The organism is Pseudomonas sp. ICMP 10191 (genome assembly GCF_001467335.1).
GTDB lineage: Bacteria > Pseudomonadota > Gammaproteobacteria > Pseudomonadales > Pseudomonadaceae > Aquipseudomonas > Aquipseudomonas cerasi.
The window spans coordinates 1-11,482 of the sequence record NZ_LKGW01000122.1 but is presented as its reverse complement, the minus strand read 5'-3'; the positions used below and the strand labels follow the sequence as shown (position 1 = coordinate 11,482).

The following is an 11,482-nucleotide window of genomic DNA, read 5'->3' as shown; positions in this document are numbered from 1 at the left end:
CGTAGCCTCATGATTTGCCAAGCATTTCTGACAGACAAAAAAGCAGCGTCTTGCACCCTTCGAGACGCTTTGAAGCTTGCTTCATGGGGGCCGGGTGTATATATTCCCTGCTCTTGGCGCTACCGCCCCGATGGCGAAATTGGTAGACGCAAGGGACTTAAAATCCCTCGTCCTTTGGACGTGCCGGTTCGACCCCGGCTCGGGGCACCACATATATGAAGGGCTTACTGGGCATTTTGCCGGGTAGGCCCTTTTTGTTTTGGTGCGGAAAAATAGTCGTGGTCCGCAACTCCAAAAAACTCCTTTTCCGGCGCTCTGCCGACGAACACCACTCTCCAAATCTGAAGCACTCAAGCACTGCACGCCCTCACCGCGATTAGGGGTCACTCCACGTACGTCAAGTACACCAAAAAAGTTCATCGCCACCATGGTTCCATTCAGCGAGATTTCGAGGCAATAGCAGATACCAGGCACGGTCATGTAGATCCCGGCTCTAATGTCTACTTTTCCCTAAATACACTTGTGCAGATTCGATCGACAACAAATGCCATCGCGATCATCCAGCCGAGGAAAAATATTGTCCGTGTGTCGTGATCTATTCCAGGAATCTCGAATCCCAGCCATGCACCTGCGAACATCAGCGGCATAAACAAAGCAAGGGCAAGCAATCGTTCTAAAAGTCGACCCACACTTGAAACTCCACATAAAAAAACGTGGGTTGTTTTAAGCCTTTTCATGATGCAAAAAAAGCCCGGCGCTGAGGCCGGGCCTTCTGATCATCAATTTCTTCTCTGCGCAGGCCTTGTAGTATAAGCGGGGGTAATACGTCGCTGGACGCTTGCACCCTACCCTTCACATCCGTCGCCTCACTCTCCGAACGCGGCCACATCTTAAACAGAGCGGATCCAGGAGTCATCAAGGCGCAGAGCTTACACTGCTGGCCGAATGAGCCTTACTCACCAAAATCAACATCAAACGCCTGATAAAATGCTTTATCGGTTTCGGCGACGATCCAAGCAAGAAGAATGACATGATGTCCGTGTTTATCGCTGGGTAATGTTGCTTTTGTAATCTCTGCGGGCTGAAGCTCATCCCGGTGTTTATCAAAAGGACTCAACGGCGAGATATCGCTCCACATCAACCCGTCTTGACCGTCCGCTTTGAAGTGGTTATCACTGACGTAGTTCTTTCCCTGGAAGGCCTCCCGGCTAATGGGCTTGCTTTCATCCCAGCCGTCTTTGGTAATAAACCACCGGTAGCCGCGTGTGACATGTACGGCATGGTACGCCCATCTAACTTCAAACTCGTCTCCACCCGCAACGCTCAACCGAGGCCACTTTTCAGCCGTACCATGACCTTTTTGCGTTATTTCCTCAATGATCCCGACATCCGTCAGGTTCAAGCATTTACGCCGATCATCTTGCCCCCCGCTCAGTATGAGTCCGTCTGGTGGCGGGTTGGCAAGCGGCGGCGCTGACGCAGGCGGATCGAGATTAATAGGCTCATCGACGCCAGGGAAGTCGTGCGCAAGACCAAATGTCTCGCCTGGAAAGTTTTTGCCTCCTTCCATAGCGACCACCTCCCACTCCAGCAACAGCCCTTTGGATATGGCATAAGAACCACGGGATTCGGGACTGGTTACCATGCCGTGTCTGGGTTGTGCGCTATCAGATGTACTCATGTCCATATCCTCAATTATTGAATCAGGCATCCTTTGCCTGTTGCACAATTGAAGACCTGCTTTCATGAACGGAATAGCTAGCAGTTCAGCGAGTAGATTTTTCCGTAAAACCCTGAACCAAGGGTGCGGGAAGCTAACCAAGCCGGCCCGCTCGCCACTCCATACTCGGCAGCAGCGTTTCAGAGCATCACGTTAATGCGAAAGACGTTCTGCTCAGGGTCCAGCAGCACGGCCTGATACCAGTTGTAATAGGTCAGGTACGGTTCCTTGATCAGTTTCGCGCCCTGCGCCACTGCCAGCGGCACCAGTCGGTCCACCTCGGCTTGGTCGGACACGTCGATGTTCAGCAAAAACCTGCACCCCGTGCTGCCTGCAAATGCTTCCAGGCCAAGCAGCTCGTACGCATCCAGTGCGTTGAAACCAATGCAGGACTTGCCGGTGTCCAGCCCGCGAAAGATGGGTGACCTGATGGCCTCGATTTCGCGAAAGCCGAACAGGTTCGAGTAGAACGTGCTCAGGCGGACGATGTCCTGCGCGAACACGTTGACGTAAGACAGTGAGTTCATATCAGGCCACCTTGCTACCGCCAAAAGTGGTCTGCTTGACGAACTTGGACAGCAAATGATCGCCTGATGTCACCGGCGCATGCCGAGGCGTGGCGCCAGACGGCAGGCAGCCTGGCAGGCATTGAATTAACGTGTCGTAGTTGGGTTGATGGAAGAACACCAGAGACTGTCGACGGTTGTCCTGCTCGCTGGTCATCGGCGGGTTGACCACTCGATGCAGCGTGGAAATCCACTGGTCGTTGGTCCACTGCATCATCAGGTCGCCAATGTTGACCACAAAACCATTCTCGACATACGGCACATCGACCCACTCGCCTTGACGATTACGTACTTGCAAGCCGCCCAGCGCGTTATCGGGGCGCACGATGGTCAGGCTGCCGTAGTCGGTATGCGCACTCGCACGTAATTGACCAGCCTCGACTTCGGTCTTGATGTCCGGATAACTCAGGCTGCGGAACATGCTGATATGCCGGTCGATCTTGTCATCGAAAAAACATTCATCCAGCTCCAATGCCAAGGCAAACAGGCGCATCAGCGATTGGGCCAATTCGCTCATGGCATCGAAATAGGCCTGATAAGCCTCCTTGAATCCGGGCAGCAGGTTTTGCGCAGGCCAGACATTCGGTGCGAAGTGCGAGCCGGCTTGGGCATTGTGATAATAATCTTCATCCGGCACATCGCTCGGCCCGATGGAGAAAGACTCCTTGAGATCCCCCGGCGCACTTTCCTCCAGAGAATAGGAAAGGCTCTCCTCGGCCACCGCACTGTAACCCCGCACCATCTCCGGGCTGGGCCGATCTACCTTGCGCTTTTCCGACAGCGGCAAATCAAAGAATTGGCAGGTCAAACGCGAGACCCTGTCGATAAGCTCTCCGGGAATCTGATGCTCGGTAATGACCAGAAACCCGATGTCCCTGCACGCCTGATTGACTGCCTTGGCTACGGCAGCCTTACCGTCCGGGTCTTCTGAGAAATAGGGGGCCAGGTTGATAATGGGCACATATTGCAGAGTCATACGGCTGTTTCCTCTCGCTGACACGCTGCTGGAAAGGCTCACCAACAAGGGTGAAGGTCAGCGAGGCAAGAGCAGAAAGCATGCCACTGGAAGAATTCATCGCTCATACAAGCAGTTAGCTGGTTCGACCGTTAAAACCGGATCAAACGGTCTGAAACAGAACGCATGGTTTGAATGCACAGGTCTGAAAAACGGGCCAGAATTGCGCACATTCGACCCGCTGTTTTCAGGCGTTTTCAATGCGCTGGATGACGTCGGCAGTCGTTGTCACTTCGCCAAACTCATAGGCAATCGTCGTCAGCGATATTCGCTGTACCTCTTCGGCTGAAACAGCGCCGAACCCGACATCCGGGTAGTCCATTGCAGCGTTGGCGTCGCTCAGGGCGATGACTTTGTATTCTCGATGCACCCCGTCCCTGATCGTGGTTTCACAACACACATTGGTGACCGTACCGCAGACGATGATGGTGTCTACATCCCGCGCACGCAGCACGGTGTCCAGGTCCGTGTTATGAAAGCCGCTATAAAACAGCTTGTCGACAATCACATCACCCGACCGAGGCGCTAGCGCTTCGATGACCTCAACGTCCGGATCATGCCGTGCCAGTATCTGGTCCACATTCGGATAAAGATCACGCATGCGCCCGGTATCAGAACCATCGCCGCGCACGATATGGCGAAGATAAACCACCGTCACCTGCGCAGCCCGTGCGGTTTGCAGCAGCATCTGAATGGGCTGGACGATGCCCGCAGTACTTTTTACGTACAACGCCCCGGTGGGCTCACAAAAGACCTTTTGCATGTCTACAACGATGACCGCCGTTCTGCGCGGAATGATCGGCCAGCGGACAAGGGGTTTGCTCATGGGACTTACCTCGATTGAGCCTGACAGGCGGGATAGCCTTGCCAAGCAATAATCGTGCTGTATGTCTTCAGTGCATCTGTATGGAAGAACTGCGCACCGGTCACGCGGCAGTGCAGAGTATGTGCCTCGCGCGACTGAGTTGCCGTCCTAAACGCATCGAAAATACAAGGAGCGTTATTATGAAGCCGGGTTTCGTAAAGCAAAAACCGTCAGGCAGGTTTCATCTGAAAACCCATGGCATGCTACTGCTGGCACTTGCCTTGACGGGGTGCGGAACGATCAACACTACGTTCAGACCCGATTCCGTCGCAGGTGAAAAGCTCACTGACTGGAAATCAAATTGCTCCTCCATTCCGCGCGTTTACAGCGGGGTCATGCTCGATTTCTGTGAACTGAACGCCGAGCCCAAACAGAGTAGCGCTTATCAGAAGACCAATGCGCCCGAGTGGGTTTTACTGGACATGGGCTTATCAGGCATCGTCGATACATTGCTCCTGCCTTACACGATTTATCAGCAAAACCAATACGGTTATATCAACGCAAGCCGCTTTAAATAGCGGCTGAGCTCGGCTTTCGGAACCCATCACTTTCATCGCGCCCGATAAAAAACCCGCAGACGTTAATCTGCGGCGTTTTGAATGGTGGGAGCACAGGTGGGAATCGTATCTGCAGAAACGCCTCAATTGCGCAAAAAGCATCAAACGAAAGCTCAGGAATCCTTGAAGTTCTTCAACTCCATTTTGGCATTGGCTATCAGGTCAGGCGTCATTGGCCTTCCCTGCCTGTCCAGAAGTATCGGGGTGCATGCGCATCGGCAGCGCACCCGATTATCCCCTTCTGCCCACCAATCGAGCATCTGCTGCCCCGTGAACAACTCGCCATGTCGTTCGATATGATGCTCCCGACTGGTGGATGTCAACGCAGACAGGTGCATGAATTTCACCGGCATCCCGAGGCGCTCTGAGTCGGCGATGTCGTTCTGCAACTTGCGAATCCGCATTTCATGAAGTTCGGAATCAGAAATTCTACCGACCAAGGCTGAGCCCTCGTTAAGACACACATGAAATTAATAGACCACTCAAGCAACTCACGCCACTTTCCAATCGTGTATGAGCCAGCCCTTTTGTTTGCTGGCTGAGCGCGGTGCCTATGAATGATTTCAGTGTCCCGGAGTTGTCCTGATCAGATGGAAAAATACAAATCTGCGCCCAATAAAAAACCCCGCAGACGTTAATCTGCGGGGCTTTGAATAGTGGAGGCCGAGGTCGGAATCGAACCGGCGTAGGCGGATTTGCAATCCGGCCATGAAACACAATCAGGCTGCGGCCTGTAGCGATATTTAGTTCCGAAATGGAAGCAAAAAAAGTCCTCTGGAGGCCCCGAGGAATGCGGACTCTACTTTTTATTTCGGAACTGATTTTCCCCCTTCCCGGCGTCCTGCCGACGAACACCACTCCCCAAATCCGAACCACTCAACTACTGTATGCGCATACAGCATTTTGAGAATCACCCATCATGAACATCGACTACGCCGAAGACTGGCCGTTTTGCCCCACCGAGGAACAGATGCTTAAACAGCACGCGCATCTGGTGGTGGAAGAAAACAGACTGCTGCGCGACGAGGTCGACCGATATCGCAAGCACGTTACGAAGCTCATCGACATGCACAACGAGGCGGCGCTAGAGCGTGACAAGCTCAGGATAAAACTGAGAGACGCGGACAGCCGGATATCTGATCTGCTGCGCGACGCTTGCGATTACTGGGCGACAATCAACTCGCAGAAGTACGTCATCGACCAGCATCGTGAGGTTATGAGGCTCGAAGGAATCAGCCCGGAAAGATGGGGTGAACTGGAGTAGCGCTCAAGGCGGACCTACACCTTGCGTATACCGAACTGCGCGACTTTCACTATCCAGCTCAGCCCGGCAGCGGAGTATTGGTGGACGGGGCTCCCCCTCATCCCCACCTCACTAGCTCTCACGCAGCCTTCAGCGTAACCGTCCGGCAAACACACCTTCCTGAAGCTACCGCCGAAGGCCATGGTGTCCACCTAATTTGAGTGGACACCAGTTCTGGCCCATCAAGCGGATTTCTCATGCATCCTAAGCGTCGTACCTATAGCAAATCCTTCAAAGCCCAGGTCGTCCAAGAGTGCGCCGAACCTGGTGCCTCCATCGCAAATATCGCCCAGGGCTACAGCCTCAATGCCAATCTCCTTCACAAGTGGATTCGACTACACACTCAAGAAACCAACGCGATCCAGCCTGCCTTCATCCCGCTGCATGCAGAGGTGCTGAATGCTGGATCACTTGCTCAGCCTTCCAGCATCTGCCTGGAAATTCAGCATCCACGCACGCCCGTCAACATGAATGGGCATGATCCGTACACCTACCTCAAGGACGTGCTGACGCGGTTGCCAACTCACAGAGCAAGCAAGCTGCACGACCTGCTTCCGCACGTTTGGTCGGCGTAAGTAAAAAAGCTGCTTCCACTGGGGAAATTATATCTGTAAATTCGTATATACGTAAAATCGAATATACAGGTCAGCCATGTCGATTCAGCCCCACACTTTCTTCAAATGCCTCGGTGACGAAACCCGCGCCCGGATCATGCTGATGCTCGCTGCCGAGGGCGAGCTATGTGTCTGCGAACTGATCTGGGCGCTCGACGATCACCAATCAAAAGTCTCCCGACACCTTGCGCAGTTGCGTACCTGCGGGCTGCTGGAGGATCGCCGTCAGGGGCAGTGGATCTATTACCGCCTTCATCCAGAACTGCCTCAATGGGCAGTGGAGGTGCTCCAAACGACCCTTGAGGCTAACCGTTCCTGGCTCGGCGATGACCAAGGTCGCCTTGCTTCGATGGAAGGTCGCCCGGTACGCCAGGTTTCCTGCTGCTAAGTGTTTCTGGAGAACTGACATGCTGCTGGCGGTTTCAATATTTCTGATCACGCTGGTACTGGTGATCTGGCAACCCCGTGGACTTGGCGTTGGCTGGAGCGCGTCTGCCGGGGCGGTACTCGCATTGGTGACCGGTGTCATCACGCTCAGCGATATCCCAGTGGTCTGGCACATTGTGTGGAACGCCACGGCGACGTTCATCGCGGTGATCATCATCAGCCTTCTGCTGGATGAGGCAGGTTTCTTCGAGTGGGCAGCGCTTCATGTGACTCGCTGGGGTGGAGGCAGCGGCGCACGCCTGTTTGCTCTGATGGTGCTCTTGGGGGCAGCGGTCTCGGCCCTGTTTGCCAATGATGGCGCAGCATTGATTCTGACCCCCATCGTGATCGCAATGCTGACTGCGCTGCGCTTCAGTCCAGCAGCGACCCTGGCTTTCGTGATGGCTGCCGGATTCATTGCCGACACGGCTAGCCTGCCGCTGGTTGTCTCGAACTTGGTGAACATCGTCTCTGCGGACTTTTTCGATATCGGATTCGCTCGGTACGCCTCGATCATGTGGCCAGTGAATCTCGTCAGCATCGTTGCAACCCTGGGCATGCTCTGGCTGTTCTATCGAAAGGAGGTGCCGCTGGCGTACTCGCCCGAGCAATTACGGCGACCCAAAGATGCCATCAAAGACCGCCACACGTTCATTGCGGGCTGGTGGGTGTTACTGCTTCTGCTGGTCGGTTTGTTCGCCCTTGAACCACTTGGCATCCCTGTCAGTGCTGTCGCCGCCGCGTGCGCTCTGGTGCTGCTGATCATTGCTGCGAAGGGGCATGTGATCTCGACACGCAAGGTGATGTTCAACGCCCCCTGGCAAGTCGTGCTGTTTTCGCTCGGCATGTATCTGGTGATCTACGGGCTGAAGAATGTCGGTCTGACTGAAGGGCTCAGCTCGCTGCTCGGCTGGTTCGCCGACCATGGCTTGTGGGCTGCCACATTGGGCACCGGCTTCACTGCCGCGCTGCTGTCATCCGTTATGAACAACATGCCAAGCGTGCTGATCGGTGCCTTGGCGATTCAGGGTACGGGAGCATCTGGACTCGCGCACGAAGCGATGGTGTACGCCAATGTCATTGGCTGCGACCTCGGCCCAAAGATCACGCCTATTGGCAGTCTGGCGACGTTGCTATGGCTGCATGTCCTGGCTCAGAAAAACATCCGCATCACTTGGGGTTACTACTTCAAGGTCGGCTGCGTAATCACCTTTCCCATTCTGCTTGCGACACTGGCAGCACTTGCCGTGCGCTTGAGCATCAGCGCGTAGGAGTTAGCTTATGAAGATCCTGTTCATGTGTACGGCCAATAGCTGCCGCAGCGTTCTGTCAGAAGGACTGTTCAATCATGTAGCCCCGGACGGGTTCGCAGCCATCAGTTCGGGTAGCTTCCCCAGTGGCAAACTCAACCCACGTGCCGTGAGCACTCTGCAAGGCTTGGGAGTTGATACGTCCGGCCTGTACAGCAAAGGCTCGGAAGCCTTCGCAGACACACCACCCGATATCGTCATCACCGTGTGCGACAAGGCAGGTGGCGAACCTTGTCCGGTGTATTTCGGCCCGGCCATCAAAAGCCATTGGGGATTGTCCGACCCGTCTGAGGTAAATGGCACTGATGAGGATGTTCAGGCCGCATTTGATGCGACCGTCGAACACATCAAGAGGCGATTCGCCGCGTTCTTCACCCTGGATCTCAAAACGCTTCAGGGTGCTGATCTGAAGCAAGCCCTGGATCGGATCGGAGCCCTGTGATGAGCGAATTTGATATGGACTCTGCCGAGGCCTTTCCAGCCCTTGATCTGTCGCTGATGGATCTGCCGAGCGCTGAAAAATTGGGGTTTCCAGATGACTCGAACATCAAACCACGCATTCTCCTGCTCTATGGGTCGACCAGAGAACGGTCGTTCAGCCGTCTGCTGACGCATGAAGCTGCACGTCTGCTCCAACACATGGGTGCCGAGACGGTGATCTTCGATCCGTCCGGACTGCCGCTGCCGGATGACGCGCCGGTCGATCACCCTAAGGTGCAGGAGCTGCGCGATCTGGTGCTGTGGTCAGACGGTCAGGTGTGGTGTTCCCCCGAGCGTCACGGTGCGATGTCTGCGGTGTTCAAAGCGCAGATCGACTGGATTCCTCTGACCATGGGTGCGGTACGCCCTACACAGGGTAAGACTCTCGCGGTGATGCAGGTGTGTGGCGGCTCGCAGTCCTTCAACGCAGTGAACCAGATGCGTGTCCTGGGTCGGTGGATGCGCATGCTGACTATCCCGAATCAGTCGTCGGTGTCCAAAGCGTATCTGGAGTTTGATGATACAGATCGGATGAAGCCTTCACCGTACTACGACCGTGTCGTCGATGTGATGGAGGAACTGGTGAAATTCACTCTGCTGGTTCGTGGCCGTGAGAGCTATCTGGTTGATCGCTACTCGGAGCGGAAAGAAAGCGCGGAAGCTTTATCTGCCAGGGTGAATCAACGTTCTATCTAGGCCAGCGGCGCTCGGGTGGGAGGTCAGCCATTACACCTTGTCAATTGCAATGCGTGATGGCTGGGCGCTTACCCTTCAGCCCTCACTTCCTATTTCAAATGGTCGACCGTAGACTTGAGGATAGAAGAGCGATTGAGCCTGGAGGGCATCCTCTTCGGACGCCAGAGTCCGCGAACCAATCCCGCCACCGCGAAGCCGGCGTTCGCATCTGAGCCGCCCACTTTCAAAGTGAGAAATCCTGACGAAAGTTGTGAACAGTATCAGACGCCTGAAGCGCTATTGCGAGGCGCACGACCCTTCTAAATTTTGCGTATCCCAAACTGCGCGGCCTTGACTGTCGAGTCCTGCGGTACGCCTGCAGCCAGGTACAGGCCCATGCGCGAGGTGATCACGGTTTCACTCAGGTCAATCGTGCCGCGCTGCGTTTCCAATGCCCCGGAAAAGCTGGCCGGCATGGTGAACGGCTCTTGGTACTTGTCCATCGACCGAAAGTAGAACGTGGACGACGCGCCGTTGACCATCTTGGTGATGGTCAACTCAGCCTCCCAGGCCAGGATGCCGCGCGACGACCCTATGATTTCCGCCGCCGACACCATTTCGATAACGTCGCCGGCCGCCAGGTTGGTCTGTACCACGTTGGCCGTGGGTTGCATGTAGATATAGCCGCCCGCCGTCGCCATGTTGCCACGCAGCTCGATGCACTGCGCCTCACCATAGGCGGCGGGTTCCTTGTACCACCGCGTCGTGATCCCGGTCAGGCCAGACCCGACGGCTTTGTAGCCGTCCGCCAGCACTGACCCGGCCACAGCGTTCACGCCCGCTGGTAGCGCGCCGCCAGTGCCCGCCAGCAGCGGGTTGGCATTGAGACAACCGAACGGGCGGATGGCCGAGTAAACGTCGCCAGCGTCCATGGGCAGCGGAATGCCGGGAAATTCGAAGTTGGAGGTGATGATCGGCACCACCCGCGAACTGATGAACTCGGCACCCAGGAGATTCGGGTGCAGGCCTTCCACTGTCATGGCCTCGGTGAAGCCGTCCCAGATGTTCACCACCAGCACGAACTGGCTGACGTAGTTCAACACCCAGTCTTTGTAAGCGATCGCATCGGACAGCGCCTGCCCGGTCAGCACCCTGTTGCCGAAGCGCGGCGTGCCGGTGCCCACGATCAGGTACTTGCCGGGCGTGTTCATGAACGCGGTGACGATCTTCATCACGTTGGCTTTCGTGTCGGCCAGGCTCATACCTGCCGTGGTGCTGTCGTTGGTGCGCGACAGCAGCAGCCAAAGGTCGGCAGTGGACGACGCAATGCAGGCCGGCAGCCTGGCCAGAAACTGCCCGGTGTGGTCGCCGAGCTTGCCTTGGTTGTCTACGTAGCTCGGGAACAGGCCGGTACGCGCCGCGATCCAGGCCGCATAGCCATAAGCCTCGGTACCGAACGCTGTCGCGGCGATGGTATGGCAGTTGCCCGAGAAGCTGTCGCCGAGCAGGCCCAGGCCGCGCCGGATCGGTTGGCGGCGTGGGATCGGGTTGACCAGAAGGCTCATGCGTACACCTCAAACGCAGCGCCACCAGCTGGCACATAGCGGATCGTCGCGGGCGGAATGCTCAACGGATAGCCACCGTCTTTCCATAACGTGTCGGTGGTGATCCAGTTGTCACCGGCCTGGATCTGGACCGTCACCGACCCGCCGTTCGCCTTCACTGCCAACGTCACTTTCATCGTGCGGTCGTAGGTTTCTTGCTTCGTTGCTGTCTGCACAGTACTTCCCCGGCGGCCTACGGCCTGGCTTGGTTGGTGGTGTTGGATAGCTCATCGACAAAGCGGTTACACGCCAGGCCGGCTATTCGGGATTCGTCATAAGCCTTTGCCAGCTCTCCCGCTCGCGCGTCAGCCCGGCCGAGCAGGTCGGAGAGCACCATGGCGGCGCGG

Annotated in this window: 15 protein-coding genes, 1 tRNA gene and 2 pseudogenes; 9 read left to right on the top strand and 9 right to left on the bottom strand. The window is 55.9% G+C overall.

The window, feature by feature from the left end; all coding sequences use genetic code 11:
- Positions 1 to 124: 124 nt before the first annotated feature.
- Positions 125 to 210, top strand: a tRNA-Leu gene (locus AO388_RS18055).
- 290 nt (positions 211 to 500) lie between these two features.
- Here AO388_RS18055 and AO388_RS30065 read toward each other — a convergent pair.
- The 5 genes from AO388_RS30065 to AO388_RS18035 all read right to left on the bottom strand — a co-directional run bounded on the left by AO388_RS30065 (position 501) and on the right by AO388_RS18035 (position 4,127).
- Positions 501 to 689 carry a hypothetical protein gene (locus AO388_RS30065; protein WP_003370737.1) on the bottom strand — a complete coding sequence of 63 codons (189 nt, stop codon included), beginning with the start codon at positions 687 to 689 and terminating at the stop codon, positions 501 to 503.
- Between the two features lie 263 nt (positions 690 to 952).
- Positions 953 to 1,711 carry a lytic polysaccharide monooxygenase auxiliary activity family 9 protein gene (locus tag AO388_RS18050; RefSeq protein ID WP_058416875.1) on the bottom strand — a complete coding sequence of 253 codons (759 nt, stop codon included), beginning with the start codon at positions 1,709 to 1,711 and terminating at the stop codon, positions 953 to 955.
- 149 nt (positions 1,712 to 1,860) lie between these two features.
- The gene (locus AO388_RS18045) at positions 1,861 to 2,247 is read right to left on the bottom strand and encodes a VOC family protein (protein WP_003370733.1); all 387 of its coding nucleotides are present in this window, start codon (positions 2,245 to 2,247) and stop codon (positions 1,861 to 1,863) included.
- A gap of 1 nt (position 2,248) precedes the next feature.
- Positions 2,249 to 3,262 (bottom strand): isopenicillin N synthase family dioxygenase, encoded by a 1,014-nt coding sequence (locus AO388_RS18040; protein WP_054080971.1) that lies wholly within the window; start codon positions 3,260 to 3,262, stop codon positions 2,249 to 2,251.
- Positions 3,263 to 3,488: 226 nt separating this feature from the next.
- Positions 3,489 to 4,127 (bottom strand): isochorismatase family cysteine hydrolase, encoded by a 639-nt coding sequence (locus tag AO388_RS18035; RefSeq protein WP_003370729.1) that lies wholly within the window; start codon positions 4,125 to 4,127, stop codon positions 3,489 to 3,491.
- Positions 4,128 to 4,306: 179 nt separating this feature from the next.
- Here AO388_RS18035 and AO388_RS18030 point away from each other — a divergent pair, with 179 nt between their 5' ends.
- The gene (locus tag AO388_RS18030; protein ID WP_044307998.1) at positions 4,307 to 4,684 is read left to right on the top strand and encodes a YceK/YidQ family lipoprotein; all 378 of its coding nucleotides are present in this window, start codon (positions 4,307 to 4,309) and stop codon (positions 4,682 to 4,684) included.
- Positions 4,685 to 4,836: 152 nt separating this feature from the next.
- Here AO388_RS18030 and AO388_RS18025 read toward each other — a convergent pair whose 3' ends face one another.
- Entirely contained in the window at positions 4,837 to 5,127 is a 291-nt protein-coding gene (locus tag AO388_RS18025; protein WP_044307997.1) for a hypothetical protein, read from the bottom strand.
- 515 nt (positions 5,128 to 5,642) lie between these two features.
- On the opposite strand from AO388_RS18025, the gene AO388_RS18020 reads away from it, so the two are divergent.
- The 7 genes and pseudogenes from AO388_RS18020 (at position 5,643) to arsH (ending at position 9,552) form a co-directional block, all read left to right on the top strand.
- Entirely contained in the window at positions 5,643 to 5,987 is a 345-nt protein-coding gene (locus AO388_RS18020; protein ID WP_058416874.1) for a hypothetical protein, read from the top strand.
- Positions 5,988 to 6,223: 236 nt separating this feature from the next.
- A pseudogene (locus tag AO388_RS30060) lies at positions 6,224 to 6,370 on the top strand (transposase); the annotation flags it as partial.
- A 51-nt stretch (positions 6,371 to 6,421) separates the two neighbouring features.
- Positions 6,422 to 6,601 (top strand): annotated as a pseudogene (locus AO388_RS30370) (transposase domain-containing protein); the annotation flags it as partial.
- Positions 6,602 to 6,677: 76 nt separating this feature from the next.
- Complete coding sequence (locus AO388_RS18010) at positions 6,678 to 7,028, top strand: metalloregulator ArsR/SmtB family transcription factor (protein ID WP_058416873.1); 351 nt, start codon at positions 6,678 to 6,680, stop codon at positions 7,026 to 7,028.
- A 19-nt stretch (positions 7,029 to 7,047) separates the two neighbouring features.
- Positions 7,048 to 8,337: an arsenic transporter gene (locus tag AO388_RS18005; protein WP_058416872.1), complete on the top strand. Its 1,290-nt coding sequence runs from the start codon at positions 7,048 to 7,050 to the stop codon at positions 8,335 to 8,337.
- 10 nt (positions 8,338 to 8,347) lie between these two features.
- On the top strand, positions 8,348 to 8,818 hold the full coding sequence (locus tag AO388_RS18000) for an arsenate reductase ArsC (protein ID WP_058416871.1): 471 nt from the start codon (positions 8,348 to 8,350) through the stop codon (positions 8,816 to 8,818).
- 14 nt (positions 8,819 to 8,832) lie between these two features.
- Positions 8,833 to 9,552, top strand: a complete 720-nt coding sequence (gene arsH, locus AO388_RS17995; protein ID WP_442963824.1) for an arsenical resistance protein ArsH — start codon at positions 8,833 to 8,835, stop codon at positions 9,550 to 9,552.
- Positions 9,553 to 9,851: 299 nt separating this feature from the next.
- Here arsH and AO388_RS17990 read toward each other — a convergent pair whose 3' ends face one another.
- The 3 genes from AO388_RS17990 to AO388_RS27770 all read right to left on the bottom strand — a co-directional run.
- Entirely contained in the window at positions 9,852 to 11,096 is a 1,245-nt protein-coding gene (locus tag AO388_RS17990; RefSeq protein ID WP_058416869.1) for an SGNH/GDSL hydrolase family protein, read from the bottom strand.
- Positions 11,093 to 11,272, bottom strand: a complete 180-nt coding sequence (locus AO388_RS17985) for a hypothetical protein (protein ID WP_054070446.1) — start codon at positions 11,270 to 11,272, stop codon at positions 11,093 to 11,095. The genes AO388_RS17990 and AO388_RS17985 overlap by 4 nt, the downstream gene beginning before the upstream one ends.
- A gap of 56 nt (positions 11,273 to 11,328) precedes the next feature.
- Positions 11,329 to 11,482 (bottom strand): DUF2514 family protein (locus tag AO388_RS27770; protein WP_153003996.1); only part of this gene is annotated, 154 nt, incomplete at its 5' end.